This is a genomic window from Pseudomonas sp. P4_C1 (assembly GCF_056402155.1).
On sequence record NZ_JBFUHY010000004.1, the window covers coordinates 97,710 to 117,859 of the forward strand.

Here is a 20,150-nt window from a genome sequence, read left to right on the forward strand (position 1 = left end):
GGGTATCGAACATGATCAAGCAATGCGCCGCCGTCGTGCTGACGGCAATGACCGTACTGATGGGCTCCTCGACATGGGCTGCCCGGGAGGAACACACCTTCGAGGTGTCCGTGATTATCCCGACGCCCGCGTTTTACGTGATCCCCGCTGAAGCGGACTGGATCCACCGGCCACAGCGACTGAACTGGAACCTGTCGAATTCGACCTTGAGCAGCGTGCGCAAGCATTTTGATGTGCGCCACGACAGCAGCGCGATTGAAGCGCGCCTGGAGGCGGCTCCGTACCTGTCCAACGGCAGGCCCAGTGACGATATCGCGTTGCGGGTCAGTTTCAACGGGGTGGAATTGAGCGCCGACATTGCGCCGCGGCAAGTGGTGTCGGCGGCCGACGCGATGACAGGCTCACGGGTGTTGCTGCAGATCGATCCGGTGAAGCCGGTGGGGGGTTACAAGCCGGGGGACTACAGCGGCAGCGTGCTGATGTTGTTCAGTGCCAAGGCGCCGGGTGAGTGAGTTCTCCCTACAGCGGGGGTGATGATCGATGTTCAACGGTGCACGCCGCAAATCCTTGTCGATCGTAAAGCCCACCGATTGGAAACAGGTAGAGAAATGAAAAAATACAAGGGTTGGCTTGGGTTGTTAGTGGCATTGAGCATGCCTTCGGCAGAAGCGATAAACCGGGAGATCAGGGCGTCGTTCCAGCCGGATCCGTCTCAACCCAATAAAAATGAGTTCCTTAACAAAACGCCAAACAGTGGTTATTGCGCGAATTATCCGGGTCAGTGCATCGAAAACAACATCTTCAGTATTGAATTGCCGGTTCGTTTCAGTTCAGATCGCGCCATCGTGCCCGGCGAAGGTATTGCGTTGAAGGTACCGGCCAATTGGCGGCAGGTAACAGTGACGAATAGGGAGACCCAGGAAACGGAGACCGTTGATGTGCGCATCACGGGCATTGGTTCGAACTTAGTCCTGAGTGATTCAGCGGCCAATCTGACTGGAGCACCCAACGCGCGTGAAGGTCATGACAAGCTCTGGGTCGGCAATGGTTGGGTTTATGCAGCGCAGCCCTGTCGTTACAGTGGTGTAGGGGCATATGGTACCCATTCCTACCGATTTTTCTGGAAATCGCCAGTGGAGGCACCCTGTGTCAAAGTAGCCGCTTTCCGAATCCCGTCCATCTCTTTTGAAACTATCGATTTTGCCTATGAACTACGCACCCCCAATCCCTTGGGTATGTCGAGCGGGCTTTACACCGGTGCCATTTCCTACACCATGGGCCCCGGCGCCGATTTTGACCTGGGCCCCTCGATGAGTCCTGATGAACGCAGCCTGGTCCTGGATTTCGTCCTCGATGTTCTGCACACCCTGAAAGTGGAAATTCCACCCGGCGGCAACAAAGTCTTGCTGGAACCCCAGGGCGGGTGGCGCAGCTGGCTGGAACAGGGGCGCAAGCCTGTGCGCCTGTATCGCGATCAGACCTTCAATATTTCCGCCTCGTCGCGATTCACGATGAAGCTGGAATGTGAGCATGACCTGGGCTTCGGTTCGGGCTGCGCCATCATTGATCGCGAGTCGGGTTACGGGGAGGCAGTCGATGTCAGCGTCAGCTTGCCTGGCGGGTTGACCGACAGCGCCGGGCAACCGGTCAGGCGAATGCCGTTGAGTCCCCATGCTGCCACAAGCCCGTTTCAGCCCGGTATCTATGTCGATCGCAAGCCTGGAACGCTGCATTTCGAAATGGGCGAACGTGCCACCCACTGGTTGATAAACAACGCCAGGGACAGGCCTTACACAGGCAATATCACCGTGATCTGGGATTCGCAAGTATGAGCGCTACAGGCAGTGCAGCGTCGGTCAGCCAGCCCTGACAGGGCTGACTGACCTCTGGATGAGCCAGCCGAGCGTTAAAGGCCGGCGTTGACCATCGCTTCGCGGGTCAACCGTCGAAATAGCTCTTTGCGCGCCTCCGCCAGATCATCGTAATGGCGGTCGCTCAATGGGCCGTCGCTGAAAACCTCAGCCTGAGGGATTTCCAGCTTGTCCGCCAGGTCTTCCATTTTTCGGATGAGCTGATTCATTTGCGCCTGAGGGTGGTCTTTGGCCCATTCGACTTTTGCGGCGCGCAGTTCATCGAGCAAACCCAGTTTGTCGTCGAAATATTGACGATTGGTTTCGCACTTTGTTGGGTGAGTCGCTTTTAAATGGCGCTCCCAGAAAACGTTTCCATCTTCGGGTTCAATCATCCCGTCGACCAGGCCGTTGCCGCTTTCACGCGCCATGATTGATGTGTAGGCTGCATCGATCTTCCCCTGGTCCACACCTGCGCGCGCCCGAAATGCCATGTTTTCCGCCTGCCAGGGCAGGTCGAGACGTTCGGCCAGTCCGGTCTGAAATGCCATATGTATTTCCAGATCATCCGGCGGCAGGTTGTTCTGCGGATCGATCAGGTTCATTTGGGTTTGACGGCCGATCTCTTCCCGGGCGAGGTCACCGACCCGGTCCAGACGTGCAAAGCTGCGGGCCAATTTAACGAGTTTGTTGTCAAGTTCGCTGGGCAGGATCGATTCATTATAAGCCTTTGATAGCAACACTTTTATGCCCATGGAATTGAACAGATAGGCCCCGCCCTCCCGACAATTCGTGGGTTCCCTTGCTTGCAGGAACAATTCCTCGCGAAGGGCGGAGTTCAGCGCGGCAGCATCGATCAGTTCCCAGACTCGGCGAGTCAGCAGGCGGCGTGATTTATCGTTCTGGTAGTCCGCGCTTTCTCGCTGTTTGCGGATGACGGCAAACAACTGTTCGGCACCGGGTTCGGCCAGCACGTCATGCCAGGATTCTTCGCGGTACTTCTTGAGCGAGGACGAGGCGCCCCATTCGGTGGGTTCGTCGGGAAATAATTGCCAATGGGTGATTTCGTCCGCGGCCGCAGGGGAATAGGCCTGCACAAAGTCCAAGCCTGCGGATTCGCGGTACGTGCCGAGGCGGACCCGGTCGGCATTGGATAGCCTCCCTGTGTCGAAGCGTGCGCGACTCAGGATCAACGCGTGATCGGAGCCAGACGTGACCTCGGGCAAGGTATTGATCGGATTCGAACGCATATCCAGCATGAAACCACGGGGACGAGGCTGGTCCACCGCCCCGAGCCTGAACAGCCCCTCGGGCCAGGTCTGGATCCCGGTATTGGCCAGGTTCAGGTCCTTTAAATTGGTCAGTCGTCCGACATCGGGTGGCTGGCTCAACGGATTACCGTTCAGATTGAGGGTGCGCAGGCGAGTCAGGTCACTGAGCTGCTGCGTGGTGTTCGCCGTCATCTTGATGTAGTTGTCGGTCAGATCCAGGTTTTCCAGTTGATCCATCCGGCCAACGCTGGCAGGTATTTCATTCAGCCCGCACTGGCGGGCGCTCAATTGGCGAAGATTGGGGAAGCTGCGCAGCAGGTCATCGGGTGCAGCGGTGCGCAGCTCGTCGAGCTTCAGCGCCGTGATCTGGTCCAGGTGTTGCTGAATGCCGGGTCGCTGGCGCAGATCCGACCACCATCGATCGAACTCCTTAAGCTTGAAAACCGACAGATCCAGGGTATAGCCTTGGTCAGGGTGGCTGTTGCGCTCGCCGAACACGTTGCTTCGGCGCTCGAAGCACTTGATCAGTTGCTCTTCGACATTTAGACCGCCGTTCAGCAGGTAAGCAGGCTGATAGCCGAAGACCAGTTCTCCGGTAACGTCTGTTTCAGGAGGATAGGTGTTGCGCCAGCCCTGCAATGTGTCCCGCAAGTGTTGCCGCTCGCTCTTCAGCCGCTCGATGGCCTCAGTGGGATCACCGTTGTCGTTGCGTAACTTCTCGATGAAGGTCCGCACCTCTCTTTCAGTCATTTCCGGGTACAGATCCTTGATTTTCTCCTCTGGTGTCGATGCACGAAGAAACCGTGGCAAACCGCGCAGCAGTGTTTCGGTTTCAATCGTCACCGCGGGGCGAACGGGCGGTTGCGCCAGTGCAGTGCGGCGCTCGGCAGGTGCTGCGGTTTTCTCCATGATCCACAGCTTGAGCGCGTGGCCTTGACCGCGTAAGTAGCCCAATGCCTTGCGTTTGTCTTCAGGCAGGGCGCGCAGGATCGATTCGTAGAAATCGCCGGCTTTGTTCAGTTGCTTATTGTCCCCGTCGAGCACTTCATACTGGCCACTTTCATCCCTGACCAGCCGGCGCACCGTTGCCGCGTCATCCGGGCCGACGCTGCAGCGCAGCGTGCCGTCATAGGTGCCGTCACGCACTTCGATGCGCAAGCCTTCAAAACTGTCGGTATTGAATTTGAGCGTGTTCAGCGCGAGACGCTCGGTATTGGGTTCCACCCGCTCGTCTTGATAAAAGCCATCGTAGGCTCGAGCGGTGCCGGCTTCGAAATTGAATTCGCGCGCCTGGGTTTTAACGCGCAACGGCAGGCGTTTTTCATCGTCCATTATCTTCAGTTCAGCGGCCTTGGCCTCAGCCAGCACGGTTTCGGCGAGGGTGAGCGGCAGGTCCGGGAAGGGTTGCCTCAACAGGCGGACCTTGGCCTTGCTCGATCGTTCTTCTGCCTGGTATATGCGTTTTGCGATCTCACCTTTACGTGAGTCGACGGCATCGGCCAGTTGATCACGCAATGCCTGGGTGCGTTCGGCGCCCGGAATGTCGCGCCCCAGCAGAGCCTTGATCTCGCTTTCATTCAAAAAGCCCGCCACATGTTCAGGCAGTTTGCCGGACGTCAGCTCGGAGAAACTGATGCTCAACGTATTGGCGGCGGTCGCGTCGGCGTTGCCGTACTTGCGTGAACTGCCGGTCAGTTCGGCGTCTTCGAATACCTCCAGTGCCCGTTCTGAAGGCCAGCCTGGCAACGCCGTCAGTATCGTTTCATACCAATTGGAGGAGGCATCGATTGGCTGCCCTTTGCGAATATTGGCACTCGCGATCCCGACGTCGTCATAGGCGCTGAAGCGCTTGATGGTGTCGGCCAGCATCGGTGGAGGCGCAGCGTTCTCGACATGCATACGGCGCAGCGCATTGTCTTCGGTGCCGCTGCTGATGCGGATCTGCTCCCGTTGCGTGGGCGAGAAGCGATCGACACGGTGCCCGAGGCGGCGCATCAATGTGTCGCCTTCCCAGTTACCCGGATTTTCCGCCTCGTGCACCCAGGCGCCGTGACCGTTATGTTCGACCGTGGGCGAATAGGCATTGGGGCGCGTGGGATGTTTGACACGGTGAGTCGTGATGCTCGGCTCTTGCGAAGCCTTTTCGACGACGTAGAGGTTGTCGTCCAGTGGCAGGATGTGCTGATTGGCGTGTTGATGCAGTCCGTGTTCGTTGGGTTTCGAATCGGGCGTCAGGGTGAGGCTTTTTTGTTCGTAAGGGGCGAGGTCCGGGTGCCACAGCGTTTGTTTGCCGTCAGGCAGCGTGACCGGTTTCATGCCGTCGACCAGTGGTGACAGTTTCAACTTGAAAGCGCTGCCGATTTCAGCACCCGCACCAAACGCCGCCAGTTGAATCACATCCGTGACCACGCCGATCACATGTTCGGCCGCTTCAAGACCAAGGCCTTCGGCCAGATCGACGATCCCTTCGATGACGTCAGTGGTCATTTGATAAACGGTGTAGGCCATCATCAGCTCGCCCAGCCCCGGCACGAAAGGGGTGGCAATCAATAACGCGACATTGAAAATATCCGAGACGATTTTCTTGAAGTTGTCCCACCAGGCCCAGCGCGCCTTGCTGTCCGTGTCGGCGGTGGACACGGCGATTTCCTGCGCGTCGTTGAGGATCTTGTTGAGCTTTTGCTGGTAGGCATGTGTCCAGTAATCCCGGGACACCGGCAGGTGCTGAAACTGCAGGTGCGGACTGGATGCAGGGTCTTCGCGCCAGGTGGGGCGTTGATCCGTCTTGTCGTCTTTCTCATGCCACCTGACCGTTACCAAGCATTGATCGAGATCGGCGAAAAAATGCCCGCGTTGCTGCTGATCGATGAATTGACTGAAAAATTGTCGATACCGCTGCTTCGATGAGGCGCCGACCTTGTCTTCGCGCAACTGACGGGTCAATTCATCCATGAATGCTTTGAAGGAGTCGTATTCCTTGAGCGGGTGATCCGGATCATGGGGCACATAGGCAATCAGTCGTTGAACCCCCCGGCTGTCCTTCACGGCAGGAATCAGCAGGAGAATGCCGGTCAAACGAGTCTCCAGCAACGACAGGTCGCCGCAGAGCATTTTTCGGCCATTGAGCAGCAACTGAGGTTCTTTATCCTGGGCAAGGCTCAGCATCAGCTTGTAGGCGTCGTACTGGATATCGCCGAGGATCAACGCCAGTTGCGCGGCGGCGGCGAGGGCGTCTTTCTGGCTTTCGGTCACCTTGAGCTTCGTGACGGCTTCGGCCACGGGTTCGCCGGGAAGCAGATACTTTTCGAGGTGCTCCTTGTACAACGCGCCGATGTCCAGTTCCCGGCACAGCGCCTGGAACTGGCTGATGGTCATTTTGTCCTTGATCGCAATGACGTCGAAGTGCCCGAGATCGTCAGGTTTGGTGATGTATTGCGAGTCGGCAAGGACTGTTTCGGACTTGGCGAAGTTGTGCAGTGCCGCCTCCAGCAGGGAGACGGTTCGGCTGGTGACGCCGCCCTTCACATCAATCGCATACCAGGGCGAATCCTTGGGCAGGTACAGGCGCAGGTAGGTCGTGCTGACGTCATGCTCGATGCCGTAGCGTTCCTTGAGTTTCGCCTGGAGCAGGGGCGCCGCGAACGAACGGACGTCCTGCAGATTCTTGAGCAGTTTGTCGACCTTGTTTTGCGAGGCCCATGCCTTGAGGTTGGCGGCTTTGAGCTTGTCATGAAGGGAGGCAGGCGTTGTGGTGTACCACGGTTGCATCTTCAAGGGAGTGGCCGCCAGGGCCAGGCCCCTGTCGAGGGTAGCGGTTTTGAAAGGGTCGCTGGTGGTGTTCTTGATGAGTTCGTAGTGCCGGCCTTTATCGATGTTTTGGGCGGGCGTGGTGGTGTCGGTCATGGCAATCATCCTTGATTGGTTTTAAGGATGATCAGCCTATCGGACGAGGCTCAAAAAAAAAGTCTGAATAACTGCGCTCAATCGGCGTCTTTTGCGGGTAAACCGTTGAATATTTGAATCTGAAAAATAATTAATTACCACCTGTGCAACGCAATGGTTCTGTCAACGCCGCGTGACTTCAGTCGGCAAGCAACCTGTTTTGCTGCCGGGTTGCAGGTACGGCATGAGAATCGGTGCCATGCCTTTGAGCACTTGCACCGGCAACGCCGAGGTGAACTTGAAGGTTTCGGCAGATTGGCCGGGAACGAACGCGGTCAACGTCCCGAAGTGATGATCGCCGATGTAGAACACAAAGGTCGCCGTGCGGTTGATGGATTTAGAGCTGAGGATCCGCCCGCCCGAACCGAAGGCTTCAATGCGGTTATCGCCTGTTCCGGTCTTGCCACCCATGGCCAATGGTTTGCCACCGGGTGTTGTGAAACTGCCGGACACCCGTTTCGCCGTACCGGCATCCACCACTTGCGACAAGGCTTCGCGCATGGCCGTGGCGACTTCGGATGGCATGACCCGTTTGCCGACATCCGGGTCATTGATCAATTTGGTTTCATACGGTGTGTTGGCCGCGAAGTGCAGGCTATCGATACGCAGGGTCGGCATGCGCACACCGTCGTTGAGAATGGTGCCGATCAACTCGGCCAATGCCGCCGGGCGGTCGCCGGAGCTACCGATGGCGGTGGCCAGCGACGGCACCAGGTGGTCGAACGGATAGCCGACCTTCTGCCAGCGCTGGTGGATGTCGAGAAACGCTTCGATCTCCAGCATGGTGCGGATGCGACTGTCGCGGGCACCCTTGTGCCGGCTTTTGAACAGCCAGCTGTAGACTTCCTGGCGCTCGAACTGGCTGGCTTTGACAATGTCGCCCCACTTGGCGTCGGGGTGATTGAGCAGGTAGCCCATCAGCCACAGGTCCAGGGGGTGAACCTTGGCGATGAAGCCCTGGTCCGGCAAATCGTAGGAGCCGGGACCGTAGGCCTCGTAGAGCCGCACGAGACGCTCGTCAGTGAGTTTTTCCGTGAGCTTGGCGCCGGTGAGGTGCGAGCGCACGAAGGCATTGAAGCTTGCCTGACTGGCGTGTGGCAGCAGGTAGCGGTGTACGGCGGCCATGCGGATCGGGGTCGGCCGCATGCTGTCGAGGAAGGTCTCGAGCCGCTCCTGGGTGTCCTTGTTCTTGTACTTCTTCCAGAACTTGAGCAGAAACGAAGTGCCTTCACGGTCGGCAAATTCGGCCAGGTATTCCTGGCGCCGCGGGTCGTGGTCGTCCTTGAGCAGTTCGGCACTGCTGTTCGGGCCGGAGTATGTGGTGTAGCGCACCAGGTCACGCATCAGGCGGATGAACGGCAGGTTGATCGACTCGCGCAGGGCGTCGCGCAGGGTCGGGATGCGGTCGTTGTCTTCCTTGCGGAAGTTGTGGAACACATGCAGGCCGCCACCGGTGAAGAACGCCTCGCCGGGGCTGGCGGAGTACTTGCGGTCCAGGGCTGCGCCGAGCATTTTTTGCAGGTCGCGGTCCTTGGTCTCGATCAGGTAATCGACCGCCCAGCGGCTCAGGCGGTCCTGATCCGGCACGTCGACTTTCTTCAGTTCCGGTACGGTCATGCCGGCGTATTTGTCGTGCAGCTCGGAGATGATTTGCAGGTAGGTGGTCAGCACGCGCATTTTCGCGGTGGAGCCCAGTTCCAGTTTGCTGCCTTCGTTGATGTCGAATGGCTGGTCGGTGCTGTCGGTCTGCACCCGCACCCGCGAGCCGTCCGGGGTCAGTTCGAACAGGGTGAAGCTGTAGCGCACCTGGGTGGTGCTGGTAGGGGTCAGCAAGCGTTCGCCCATCAAGCCGATTTCGGCTGCGTAGGCGGGGTCGGCGAGTTTTTTCAGGTACGCCGTGGCCTCGGTTTGCAGTTCACCTTGCAGGGTGCTGGTGGCAGACAGGTCGAGGCGGTCGAGATCGTAAAGCGGACGATTGAGCATGCCGGCCAAACGGCTGCGCGCGACACTGATGCCCTTGTTGGTTTCAATCGGTTGAATGGTCGGCTGGGTGGCCCAGTCGCGATAGATCACTTTGCTGGCCAGGGCGGCGGCGGCGAACTGAGCGTCGATCACATTGTTTTGCGCCAGCAGACGAATGTGGCTGTCGGTGAGGTCGGCCAGTTCATCGTGACCCTTGGTCAGGTAATGCGACGGGCGGCGCTGGGCAATCATAAGCGACAGCATTTCACGCAGGGCCAGGCCTTTTTCCGCCATGGTTTTTGGGTCCGTTGCTGTGCTGGTCAGGACTTCGTTGGCCTTGTTGAAGTCGGAGCCATACCACACGCGCAAGCCCTCAGCCATGCCATGCACTTCGCCGTGGCCCGGTACGGCCGACAGCGGCACGCTGTTGAGGTAATCGCGAACCACATTCTGCCGGGCTTCGAGTGTTTGTGGCCCGGCCTGATAGGCGCGTACGGTGGCGGAAATCATCTGGCGAATTTTTTCCGCGCCATTGACCGTCAAGCCATCGGGGGAGTGCCGGTACTTTTCCAGTTGCGTGGCCAAGGTACTGCCGCCGGCGGATTGGCCGGGTACGTGAAACATCTTGGCCACCTGTGACCACGCCGCCATGCCGAACCGCGGCCAGTCCACCGCCGGGTTGGCCAGAGGTTGCCTGGGGTCCAGCAGGAAACGGTTCTCGATGAACAGCAGGCTGTTGACCACTACCGGCGGAATCGAGGCAAAGGTTGAATAAAGCTGCTGCGGATAGTTGTACTGGTACAGCGGCGCTGCGCGGCAATCGGTGATCGACAGCCCGGCCTGGATTTTCTCGGCATAAGGCACGAACAGCCCCTTGTCAGTGTACTTCAACAGCGCCGGGGAAAAGCGGGTTTGCGCCTCAATGACGAAATCGCGCTTGATCAGGCGCGGCAGGAATTCATCCAGCGAGCTGTAGCCCAGCCGCCGATCGAACGGACCGTCGCCCGGATAGCGAATCGCATCGCTGGGGCCGGGTTTGAGCTCATAGCTCAGGGACGCGGCGTATTTGCTGACTTCCCGGGCCTGGAATTTCGAGGTACGCATTTCCCTCGCCGCCGCCAGCCCCACGACTATCGCGATTATCAACAGCAATAGCCAGAACGCTCCCCATCCGTGCCTGGAACGCCGGGGTTTTTCAGGTGCAGGCGCTTCATCCTCTCGTTCAGTCGGAACCACGGTTTTACTCGAATCGGTTTGCCACAAAGCGCCCATAGTCGACTGATCCATTCATGCAGATTGATCGGACTTGACTCAAGCTTAGACGGTGGTTGGCGAGGGTGAAAAAAATGTGAAGGGCAAAACGTCGGGTAATGGCCATCTTTTGTGGCGAGGGAGCTTGTCGGATTGCCGCACCGTCCCGTTGGGCTGCGTAGCGGCCCCAATGCCGGTAATTGCGCTTCGTCTGATATTGGGATCAGCTGAATTGCGCCTGCTACGCAGGCGAGCGGGAGCAAGCTCCCTCGCCACAAAACAGTCGGCTGGAATGCTTGTTTTAGACATGTCGAAGGGGTAAATACGGCTTTGGCAGGGGCATGACGATGCACCATTGTTGTGCAATACTCGGCGTCGTTTTTCCCACTGATTTTGCGGGTTTTTCCTACAAGACGGCGTTGCCCATGAGGCGGGGCCGGTCCGGGAAGCGATGGCTTATCGGCCCGCGCTTCGCCGCTCGGTGGTCATATCCAATAACAAGACGAGGTTGTCCCCCATGCCCGTAGGCAATCACCAGCCCAACGGCGAGACCGCTCAGGGCGGTCCGCTTAAACGTGAACTCGGCGAGCGGCATATCCGCCTGATGGCACTCGGTGCCTGTATCGGCGTCGGCCTGTTCCTGGGCTCGGCCAAGGCCATTGAAATGGCCGGCCCGGCCATCATGTTGTCCTACATCATCGGCGGTCTGGCGATCCTGGTGATCATGCGCGCCCTCGGCGAGATGGCCGTGCACAACCCGGTCGCCGGCTCGTTCAGCCGTTATGCTCAAGACTACCTCGGCCCGTTGGCGGGCTTCCTGACCGGCTGGAACTACTGGTTCTTGTGGCTGGTGACCTGCGTCGCGGAAATCACTGCCGTGGCGGTCTACATGGGTATCTGGTTCCCCGACGTGCCGCGCTGGATCTGGGCGCTCGGTGCGTTGATCAGCATGGGCTCGATCAACCTGATCGCGGTCAAGGCCTTCGGTGAGTTCGAGTTCTGGTTTGCCCTGATCAAGATCGTCACCATCGTTGCGATGGTGTTCGGCGGCATCGGCATCATCGCCTTTGGTTTCGGCAACGACGGCGTGGCCCTGGGGATTTCCAATCTGTGGACCTACGGCGGCTTCATGCCCAACGGCGTGCAAGGCGTGTTGATGTCGCTGCAAATGGTGATGTTCGCCTACCTCGGCGTGGAAATGATCGGCCTGACCGCCGGTGAAGCGAAGAACCCGCAGAAAACCATTCCCGACGCCATCGGCTCGGTGTTCTGGCGGATCCTGCTGTTCTACGTCGGCGCGTTGTTCGTGATCCTGTCGATCTACCCGTGGAACGAAATCGGTACCCAGGGCAGTCCGTTCGTGATGACTTTCGAGCGGCTGGGCATCAAGACCGCGGCGGGCATCATCAACTTCGTGGTGATCACCGCTGCGCTGTCGTCCTGCAACGGCGGCATCTTCAGCACCGGGCGCATGCTCTACAGCCTGGCGCAGAACGGCCAGGCCCCGGCCGGGTTTGCCAAGACGTCGAGTAATGGTGTGCCGCGGCGTGCGTTGCTGCTGTCGATTGGTGCGTTGCTGCTGGGCGTATTGCTCAACTATCTGGTGCCGGAAAAGGTGTTTGTCTGGGTGACAGCGATTGCCACCTTTGGCGCGATCTGGACCTGGGCGATGATCCTGCTGGCCCAGCTGAAATTCCGCAAAGGCTTGAGTGCCAGCGAAGCCGCCGGCCTGAAATACCGTATGTGGCTGTACCCGGTCAGTTCGTACCTGGCGCTGGCGTTCCTGGTGCTGGTGGTCGGCCTGATGGCGTACTTCCCGGACACCCGCGTGGCGCTGTATGTGGGACCTGCGTTCCTGGTGCTGCTGACGGTGCTGTTCTACGTGTTCAAGCTGCAACCGACGAATGTTTCGCAAGGTGCGGCGCGTTCGGCTTCGTAAGGCGTAACCGTTGTAGGAGCGAGCTTGCTCCTACAATATTGCGGTTGATCCTTGGGCTGCCTGAGCAGTTCGGCTCAACCGCTTGTTGAATTCCAGCCACGCTCCCAGCAACGTCATCAATCCGGCCCCCACCAGCGCCGTGAAAATCTGCATGGCAAATGCATCGTCGGTCAACGCATTGACCATGTCCGCCAAGGGCGCCAGCAGCACGCCCAGGCAGAAAATCTCCAGCGAAAAACGGCCCATGCGGCAACTTTGCCGCGCCAGCCAGTTTTGCGTCCATCCGCTGTCGGGAATCAGCTTCGCCGTGACGTAGGCCAGTGCGAGGAAGTGCAGCAAGCGCACGGGGGACAGGTCGGTCTTGCTGATGGGGTACAGGAGGTTCTTCAGGCTCGCCGGCACCACGGCATCGTGTAGATCTGGCCAACGCCACAGGACAGTCAACACACCCGCGACCACTACATACAGCGCCGCACTGACAAACAACGGCTGGCGTAGCAGCGGGCGAGTGTCGGGCAGGCGCGGGCGCTGGCTGTGAATCGCAGCGGCACCGCCGAGTACGAACAGCAACTGCCAGGCAACCGGGTTGAAATACCACACGCCGTCCTTGATGGCCGCCAGGTTCCAGCCCGCCAGTGGCACCATCAGGTACAGCGCCAACGACATCGCGACCACCACCCAGGCCTTGCGCACCAGTACGGGCAGCACCAGTGGCAAACCCGCCAATAGCACGATGTACAGGGGCAACGGGTCCATCAGGTTCGGCTTGAAGCGCAACAGCAGTTCATCGATCAAGGCCTGCTGCGGGTTGCTGATGAAGTGATGCATGCCCATTTCCTCCACCAGATCCCGTGTTTCCACATGGCTGTTGGCGAAAAACACAATGCCCATCAGCATCGCCAGCAGGAAGATATGCACCACGTAGAGCACCCACGCCCGGCGCAGGATTTTCACGCAGGCGATCAGAACGCCTTCGCGCGCCAGGACCTTGCCGTACGCCAGCACGGCCGCGAAACCTGCCAGGAACACGAAAACCTCGGCTGCATCGCTGAAACCGAAGTTGCGCAGGGTGATTTGCCCCAACGGGTTGTGGGGCACGTGATCCCAAAAGATGAAGATCAGTGCCAGACCACGAAAAAAGTCGATCCGGTGATCGCGCGCTAACGTCATGACAGCAGGCTCGTAACAGCAGGTAAAAATGGGATTGGCCGTGGGCACAAAAGGCCGCGCGCCCAAGCGGCGGCGCGCAGGGTGGACTGATTTGCGGGCAATTGCAAAACCGGGATATTACCGGATGTCTCGGGCGTTGCCCCAAGGCCCAACCGCTGGTCCGAAAGGTCCAAAAACCTGCGATTTGTGACAGTGGACAGGCTGAAATATTAATGAGTGCAACGTTCTTAAAACGGGAGTCTCACATGAGACTGTTGTGGAAGGGGCTGTCCAGTTACACAGTGATCGGGGTCGCCAACACCCTGATTCACTGGCAGGTCTTTTTCCTGCTGAGCGTGGCGGCCGGCCTTAGCCAGGCACTCAGCAACCTGGCGGCCTTCTGCGTGGCTGCTTCGTTTTCCTTCTACATGAATGCGCAATTTACCTTCGCCGCCAGGTCCTCGGTCGGCGGCTATCTACTGTTTGTTTCGGGCATGGGGGCGTTGAGCCTGGGTGTCGGCTATCTGGGCGACATCTGGCGATTGCACGGTTTGTTCACCGTGGCCCTGTTTTCCGCGTTGAGCCTGGTGTTCGGCTTCCTGTATTCCAAATACGTGGTGTTTCGCGAGCGTGGCGCATGAAAGTCTCGTTGATTGTTCCGGTGTTCAATGAGGAACAGGCGATTGACCTGTTCTACCAAGCCGTGCGCCAGGAATCCTCGCTAAGCCCATATCAGGTTGAAATCCTGTTCATCAATGACGGCAGCACCGATCACACTTTATTGCTGGCGAGTTCGATCGCTCAGCAGGACAGCGATGTGCTGCTGATTAATTTTTCGCGCAACTTCGGCAAAGAGCCTGCGCTGTTTGCCGGGCTGGAATATGCCACCGGCGATGCGGTCATTCCGATGGATGTGGACTTGCAAGACCCGGTCAGTGTCATTTCCCGTCTAATCAAGGAGTGGACCGATGGCGCTGACGTGGTGCTTGCCAAGCGCCGCAATCGTTCGGCCGACGGTTATTTCAAACGCCATTTCGCGGCCCTGTTCTACCACCTGCTCAATCGGATTGCCTCAACCCGCATCGAAGAAAATGTCGGTGATTTTCGCTTGATGGACAGGAAAGTCGTTGACGTCATCAAGAGCCTGCCGGAACAGCAGCTGTTCATGAAGGGGGTGCTGTCATGGGCCGGATTCAATACGCGAGTCATTGAATACGATCGCGCGCCACGTGCCGCCGGCAAAAGCAAATTCAATATCTGGAAGCTATGGAACCTGGCACTTGAAGGCATCACCTCGTTCAGCACGGTGCCATTGCGTGTTTGGTCCTACGTGGGCGGCATCATCTCGCTGGCGGCACTTGTGTATGCGGCCTGCATGATTCTGGACAAGATTCTCTTCGGTAACGATGTCCCGGGGTATCCGTCCCTGATGACTGCCATTTTGTTCTTGGGCGGCGTTCAATTGATTGGCATCGGCATCCTCGGTGAATACATCGGGCGCATCTATATGGAGTCCAAGCATCGGCCCCGCTATGTCATCAAGGACATCATCAAAAGCAGTGACGAGTCGGCCGACAAACCCTCACTGAAGAGAATTGTATGAACGCGACGGAACGTCTGGCCGAGGATGTCCAGGAGCGTCAGTGGCGTTGGGCCGTCTACCCATCGATTGTGCTGGCGTTGTTCACCCTGGCCCTGATCGTTCGATTTCACGGGATTTCAGTCCCGATCATCTGGTACGACGAAGGCTATAGCCTGATGCTGAGCGAGCGTTCGCCGGCATTGATCTGGTCCACCACGGCGGGAGACGTTCATCCACCGTTGTATTACGTGATTCTTCATTACTGGACGATGCTGTTTGGCGCCAGTGTGGTGGCTGTGCGCGGACTGAGCACCGTGGCGGATGTGGGCACGGTGCTGCTGTGTATCAAACTGATGAGTCTGCTCGCCACGCGAAGAGCGACCTGTATCGCCGGAGTTTTGCTGGTGCTGCTGCCGATCTCGGTTCGTTACAGCCAGGAAGTGCGCATGTACACGCTCGTCGGTTTCTGGCTGATGGCCGCCACGGTCGCGCTGGTCTGCTGGAGTCGGCAACCGCAACTCAAACGCTATCCCGTGATGTACGTGCTGCTGATGACGGCGGCTTTCTACACGCACTACTTTGCAGCGCTCTGTGTGCTGGTGCATTGGCTGTACTGGTCGGGGCTGGGCAGTGGCGAGTCGGCATCGTTGCCTGTGCGCAAGTGGCTGATGGCCAATGTCGCGATCGTCGTGCTGTATTCGCCTTGGTTATCGCATTTCATTGACCAGACGTGGAAAATGAAAGGACTCGAATGGATCACGCCCACCACATGGGAAATGTTGCCGAGCTTTATCGCGCAATGTGTGGCGATGATATCAGCCACGGATGGCGGGTTATGGGGGGGGCTGATTGTCTCGGCAGTGATAATCGCCTGTTGTGTGATGGCGTTGCGATATGGGCGCTCCGGTCGCCGCTCGACCGTGCTGGTCATCGCCTATTTCTTCGTGCCGGTCATCACGGTATTTTTCTTGTCATTGGCCGTTCCGATCTTCGTTCCCAGGTACCTGGTGTTTGCCGCAGCCGGTTTGCCTTTGTTCGTTGCCGTTGTGCTGGATCGGTTGGCTGAACGACGCCCTGTGATTGCATTCCTCTGCTTGAGCATGTTTGTTGCGGGGGAAGTACATGGACTGCAGAAAGTGTATTCGCAACAAGACGGGCTGAACGGAACCTTCATTCGTAAAATGGCCAGGCTGGACACCTTGGCCGATGGCATCAAAAGGGAGGCTGAGGCGGGCGACGAGTTGGTCGTTGACGGCTTGTACTGGTATTTGCCGTTCCATTACTACAACACCACGGGTATCCAGCCGAGGCTTTACATCGCCCGATTGCCGACAGGCGCTTCGGACGGCCCTTCCAACTATGGTGGCTGGCTTCTTATCCCTCAGACTTTGGACTGGATTTTTTTCGACAATGTCGCAACAGTAAAACTCAGTTCCAAAAGAGTCTGGTGGGTGACCGGCAGGCCCCGGCCGGAAAAAGTCGTGACATTTCCCAAGGGGTGGAAACAGACGCAGACCCTCAAGGGAGGGGAAGTCGAGGCGCGCCTGTTTATTCTGGGCGACGAGCGCTGAAGTCCTCTCGGACTGTCAGCGCTATGGAATTGAGCATTAAGCCGCCGCTATTTCACTCGGCTCGAAACTGTCGGCCCGGGCCATCTGCCACATCCGCGAATAGAACTCGCCGTTCACTTCACCCGTCAGCAATTCCCCTGGCTTGAGGAACACGTGCAGCTGCGAGAACAACTTGATCTCGGTCGCCGACATGCGTCGTACCAGGTGCTTGGCCGATAGCTGCGACGGATGTTCGAGGCCGGCGGCGGCGAGCATTTCCGCCAGGGCCTTGAGGGTGTTGCGGTGGAAGTTGTAAACCCGCTGGGCCTTGTCCGGTACCACCAGTGCGCGCTGGCGCAAGGTGTCCTGGGTGGCGACGCCGGTCGGGCATTTATTGGTGTGGCAGCTCTGCGACTGGATGCAGCCGATGGCGAACATGAAGCCGCGCGCCGAGTTGGCCCAATCGGCGCCGATGGCCAGCACGCTGGCGATGTCGAAGGCGCTGACGATCTTGCCGCTGGCGCCGAGCTTGATCTTGTCCCGCAGATTCAGGCCCACCAGGGTGTTGTGCACGAACAGCAGGCCTTCGCGCATCGGCACGCCGATGTGGTCGGTGAACTCCACGGGTGCGGCGCCGGTGCCACCTTCCTTGCCGTCAACGACGATGAAGTCCGGGAGGATGCCAGTCTCCAGCATGGCCTTGGCGATGCCCATGAACTCCCACGGATGGCCGAGGCAGAACTTGAAGCCCACCGGTTTGCCGCCGGACAGTTCGCGCAGTTGTGCGATGAAATGCATCATTTCGATGGGTGTGGAAAACGCGCTGTGGCGTGACGGTGACACACAGTCTTCGCCCATCAGGATGCCGCGGGTTTCGGCGATTTCTTTGGTGACCTTGTGCTTGGGCAGGATGCCGCCATGGCCGGGCTTGGCGCCCTGGCTCATCTTGATTTCGATCATCCGCACCTGGGGCGTCCGGGCTTGCGCCGCGAAGCGTTCCGGGTCGAAGCGACCGTCGCTGGTGCGGCAGCCAAAGTAACCGCTACCCAGTTCCCAGGTCAGATCGCCACCGTTTTCCCGGTGATAGGGGCTGATGCTGCCTTCGCCGGTGTCATGGGCGAAATTACCCAGCTTGGCACCCTGGTTCAACGCGCGGATGGCGTTGGCGCTGAGCGAGCCGAAACTCATGGCCGAGATATTGAACACCGACGCCGAATACGGCTGGGTGCACTGCGGCCCGCCGACGGTGACCCGGAAACTGCTCGGGTCGCTCAACGGCGCGGGGCGCATGGAATGGCCGATGAATTCGAAACCCGACTGATACACGTCAATCAGCGTGCCGAAGGGTTTGTCGGCGGTTTCATTCTTGGCCCGGGAGTAGACCAGCGAGCGCTGGGCCCGGGAGAAGGGCAGGGCGTCGCTGTCGGATTCGAGCAGGTACTGACGGATTTCCGGGCGGATGCCTTCGACCAGGTAGCGGATATTGCCGAGGATCGGGTAATTTCGGCGCACCGCGTGGGGACTTTGCAGCAGATCGAACAGGCCGATCAGACTGAGGACGGCGGTGACGGCGGTTATCGGCCAGAGCCATTCATATTCAAGAAACGGCAGGCTGGCGAGGGTGAAAATCACGCAGACGGCAAAGAAGGCGTAGCGGCTCAGGAGTGACAGGCTCATACGGTTTCCTTGGGTTCGGACTCAATAAATTTGGCTAAACACAAAACACTGTGGGAGCGAGCTTGCTCGCGATGGCGGTCTTTCATTCAGTATTGATAGCGACTGAACCACCGCYATCGCGAGCAAGCTCGCTCCCACATAAAAGCAAAGTGCTCCACAGGTCATTCAGGCATTTTGTGCCTGCAGAAAAATCGAAAACAGCTCGGACTGGGACTTGATCCCCAGCTTGCTGTACATGTGTTTCTTGTGGACTTTCACGGTTTCGACCGAGATTTCCAGCTTACGGGCGATTTCTTTACTGGAGCAACCGCTGAGCATCAAGCGCCCGACATCCAGCTCCCGGGCCGTCAACTGCGCACCTTTGAGCTGCTGCACCGAGGCCTCCAGTTGTACCCGCCAATCAGCTTGCGGCGGTGCGGGGGCCAGGGCCACGACTTCGTTGATTTCATAGGGTAGACGCTGGCGCAACAGGCCGAGCACCCACGGCTGGATCAACGACAACAAGGCGATCTGCTGGCCGCTGAAGCGCTGGGTGCTGCCCAGCGACAGGCACAGCGTGCGGTCGCCTTCGAGCTGACAATTGAACTGGATTTCGTCGGCCACCACATTAAGACGAAAGTAGCGTTGGTAATACTCGGTCAGCTCGAAGTGCTCCGGGGCCACTTCCGAAAGGCGATACAGCCCGGTGCGTGATTGCTCGCGGCAGGCGATGTAGAACGGGTCGAGCAGGTACAGGCCGCGTAGGTAATCCTGGAACAGTTGATCAGGGCTGCCATCCTCGCCGGGGCACTCGGCGAACACCTGCGGGCGCTGATCGGCACTGAAAAGCAGGGCCACCCAGCTGTCGAAGGACACGTACTGGTCCAGCAGGCGTACAAGCTGGGTCCAGAAATTGGGCTTGTCCAGGGCGTCGATCAGTTGCCCCACCGAGCGGTGCCAGGCGATGTCGTCCAACGAGAGTGTCATGCATCTACCCCTATCGTGTTACCCCAGCGGCGTAATTCCCCGCCCGGTTGCTTGCTGCGCATACTGGCGCACAGACACCGACCGGGCAATCTTTCTGCCGCCCGGCCCATGACAAGGAATACCCATGAAGGTCGAACTCGCCCAATTGGCAGGCCGTGACAACGATACGGCCTACAACCTCGAACGCACCCTGGCGGCGATGGCTGCGTGCGCAGCCGACACGCAACTGATCCTGTTCCCCGAAGGCCACTTGATGGGCTTCCCTTCGGCGGAGTCCGTGGCCGAGGTGGCCGAGGCGCTGGACGGCCCGTCTGTCAGTGCGGTGATCGCCGCCGCCCGCCAGCGCAATATCGCCGTGGCCATCGGCATGGCCGAAAACGACAACGGCCGTTTCTACAACACCACGTTGCTGATCACCCCAGAGGGCATCGCGCTGAAATACCGCAAGACTCACTTGTGGGCTTCGGATCGCGGTGTCTACGAGGCGGGCGATCGCTACGCCACTTGCCTGTTCAACGGCGTGCGTGTGGGCCTGCTGATTTGCTACGACATCGAATTCCCCGAAAGCGCCCGCGCCCTGGCGCAATTGGGTGCCGAACTGTTGATCGTCACCAACGGCAACATGGACCCGTACGGCCCGACCCACCGCACCGCGATCATGGCCCGCGCCCAGGAAAACCAGGCGTTTGCGCTGATGGTCAACCGGGTGCAAGAGGGTGACGGTGGTTTGTTGTTTGCCGGCGGCAGCGCATTGGTCGATCCGCTGGGCACCTTGTTGTTCGAAGCCGGACGCGAGGAAGGGCAGTTTGCGGTCGAACTGGACCTGAACCGGTTGACGGCGGCGCGCCAGGATTATCGCTATCTGGATGATCAGCGGCTGAGATTGCCGGGGGAGGTGGTTGAGCATGCATCCGGATTGCGCGAGCTGCTGATTCCAGCGCGCTGATCCGGATTACTTGTCGACCGGGCTGCCGCCATCGCGAGCAGGCTCGCTCCCACAGGATTTGTGTC

At 58.9% G+C, this 20,150-nt stretch carries 12 protein-coding genes; 7 read left to right on the forward strand and 5 right to left on the reverse strand.

What is annotated here, in order from left to right:
* The first annotated feature begins 11 nt into the window (after window positions 1-11).
* Together AC1DU9_RS03975 and AC1DU9_RS03980 are read left to right on the forward strand one after the other, a co-directional pair.
* A complete protein-coding gene (locus AC1DU9_RS03975; protein ID WP_223458226.1) occupies window positions 12-512 on the forward strand; it encodes a CS1 type fimbrial major subunit in 501 nt (166 codons plus the stop codon).
* A gap of 96 nt (window positions 513-608) precedes the next feature.
* The gene (locus AC1DU9_RS03980) at window positions 609-1,832 is read left to right on the forward strand and encodes a hypothetical protein (RefSeq protein ID WP_223458228.1); all 1,224 of its coding nucleotides are present in this window, start codon (window positions 609-611) and stop codon (window positions 1,830-1,832) included.
* A 74-nt stretch (window positions 1,833-1,906) separates the two neighbouring features.
* On the opposite strand, the gene AC1DU9_RS03985 is transcribed toward AC1DU9_RS03980, so the two are convergent.
* Both AC1DU9_RS03985 and AC1DU9_RS03990 read right to left on the reverse strand, forming a co-directional pair.
* Complete coding sequence (locus AC1DU9_RS03985; protein ID WP_223458230.1) at window positions 1,907-7,024, reverse strand: dermonecrotic toxin domain-containing protein; 5,118 nt, start codon at window positions 7,022-7,024, stop codon at window positions 1,907-1,909.
* Window positions 7,025-7,186: 162 nt separating this feature from the next.
* Complete coding sequence (locus AC1DU9_RS03990) at window positions 7,187-10,297, reverse strand: transglycosylase domain-containing protein (RefSeq protein WP_223458232.1); 3,111 nt, start codon at window positions 10,295-10,297, stop codon at window positions 7,187-7,189.
* 496 nt (window positions 10,298-10,793) lie between these two features.
* Between AC1DU9_RS03990 and AC1DU9_RS03995 the strand changes: the two genes are divergently transcribed.
* A complete protein-coding gene (locus AC1DU9_RS03995; RefSeq protein WP_223458234.1) occupies window positions 10,794-12,215 on the forward strand; it encodes an amino acid permease in 1,422 nt (473 codons plus the stop codon).
* A gap of 30 nt (window positions 12,216-12,245) precedes the next feature.
* Here AC1DU9_RS03995 and AC1DU9_RS04000 read toward each other — a convergent pair whose 3' ends face one another.
* Complete coding sequence (locus AC1DU9_RS04000) at window positions 12,246-13,385, reverse strand: OpgC family protein (protein WP_223458236.1); 1,140 nt, start codon at window positions 13,383-13,385, stop codon at window positions 12,246-12,248.
* A gap of 245 nt (window positions 13,386-13,630) precedes the next feature.
* Between AC1DU9_RS04000 and AC1DU9_RS04005 the strand changes: the two genes are divergently transcribed.
* Genes AC1DU9_RS04005 through AC1DU9_RS04015 form a run of 3 tightly spaced genes read left to right on the forward strand, consistent with a single transcriptional unit; the run spans window position 13,631 to window position 16,517 of the window.
* Window positions 13,631-14,005, forward strand: coding sequence for a GtrA family protein (locus AC1DU9_RS04005; protein ID WP_223458238.1), 375 nt, complete (start codon window positions 13,631-13,633; stop codon window positions 14,003-14,005).
* Window positions 14,002-14,967: a glycosyltransferase family 2 protein gene (locus tag AC1DU9_RS04010; RefSeq protein ID WP_223458240.1), complete on the forward strand. Its 966-nt coding sequence runs from the start codon at window positions 14,002-14,004 to the stop codon at window positions 14,965-14,967. The genes AC1DU9_RS04005 and AC1DU9_RS04010 overlap by 4 nt, the downstream gene beginning before the upstream one ends.
* The gene (locus tag AC1DU9_RS04015; RefSeq protein ID WP_223458242.1) at window positions 14,964-16,517 is read left to right on the forward strand and encodes a glycosyltransferase family 39 protein; all 1,554 of its coding nucleotides are present in this window, start codon (window positions 14,964-14,966) and stop codon (window positions 16,515-16,517) included. The genes AC1DU9_RS04010 and AC1DU9_RS04015 overlap by 4 nt, the downstream gene beginning before the upstream one ends.
* A gap of 36 nt (window positions 16,518-16,553) precedes the next feature.
* Here the strand turns inward: AC1DU9_RS04015 and AC1DU9_RS04020 are convergent, their stop codons facing one another.
* Entirely contained in the window at window positions 16,554-18,173 is a 1,620-nt protein-coding gene (locus AC1DU9_RS04020) for an FMN-binding glutamate synthase family protein (RefSeq protein ID WP_223458244.1), read from the reverse strand.
* A gap of 165 nt (window positions 18,174-18,338) precedes the next feature.
* Window positions 18,339-19,139 (reverse strand): helix-turn-helix transcriptional regulator, encoded by an 801-nt coding sequence (locus AC1DU9_RS04025; protein ID WP_007985741.1) that lies wholly within the window; start codon window positions 19,137-19,139, stop codon window positions 18,339-18,341.
* Window positions 19,140-19,263: 124 nt separating this feature from the next.
* Between AC1DU9_RS04025 and AC1DU9_RS04030 the strand changes: the two genes are divergently transcribed.
* Window positions 19,264-20,085: a carbon-nitrogen hydrolase family protein gene (locus AC1DU9_RS04030; protein ID WP_223458246.1), complete on the forward strand. Its 822-nt coding sequence runs from the start codon at window positions 19,264-19,266 to the stop codon at window positions 20,083-20,085.
* Window positions 20,086-20,150: the final 65 nt, after the last annotated feature.

Bases quoted from the DNA above. Each gene is read 5' to 3' on its own strand.
- AC1DU9_RS03995 (WP_223458234.1), top strand. From the start codon at position 10,794: ATGCCCGTAGGCAATCACCAGCCCAACGGCGAGACCGCTCAGGGCGGT.
- AC1DU9_RS04000 (WP_223458236.1), bottom strand. From the start codon at position 13,385: ATGACGTTAGCGCGCGATCACCGGATCGACTTTTTTCGTGGTCTGGCA.
- AC1DU9_RS04030 (WP_223458246.1), top strand. From the start codon at position 19,264: ATGAAGGTCGAACTCGCCCAATTGGCAGGCCGTGACAACGATACGGCC.
- AC1DU9_RS03975 (WP_223458226.1), top strand. From the start codon at position 12: ATGATCAAGCAATGCGCCGCCGTCGTGCTGACGGCAATGACCGTACTG.
- AC1DU9_RS04005 (WP_223458238.1), top strand. From the start codon at position 13,631: ATGAGACTGTTGTGGAAGGGGCTGTCCAGTTACACAGTGATCGGGGTC.
- AC1DU9_RS03985 (WP_223458230.1), bottom strand. From the start codon at position 7,024: ATGACCGACACCACCACGCCCGCCCAAAACATCGATAAAGGCCGGCAC.
- AC1DU9_RS04025 (WP_007985741.1), bottom strand. From the start codon at position 19,139: ATGACACTCTCGTTGGACGACATCGCCTGGCACCGCTCGGTGGGGCAA.
- AC1DU9_RS04020 (WP_223458244.1), bottom strand. From the start codon at position 18,173: ATGAGCCTGTCACTCCTGAGCCGCTACGCCTTCTTTGCCGTCTGCGTG.
- AC1DU9_RS04015 (WP_223458242.1), top strand. From the start codon at position 14,964: ATGAACGCGACGGAACGTCTGGCCGAGGATGTCCAGGAGCGTCAGTGG.
- AC1DU9_RS03990 (WP_223458232.1), bottom strand. From the start codon at position 10,297: ATGGGCGCTTTGTGGCAAACCGATTCGAGTAAAACCGTGGTTCCGACT.
- AC1DU9_RS03980 (WP_223458228.1), top strand. From the start codon at position 609: ATGAAAAAATACAAGGGTTGGCTTGGGTTGTTAGTGGCATTGAGCATG.
- AC1DU9_RS04010 (WP_223458240.1), top strand. From the start codon at position 14,002: ATGAAAGTCTCGTTGATTGTTCCGGTGTTCAATGAGGAACAGGCGATT.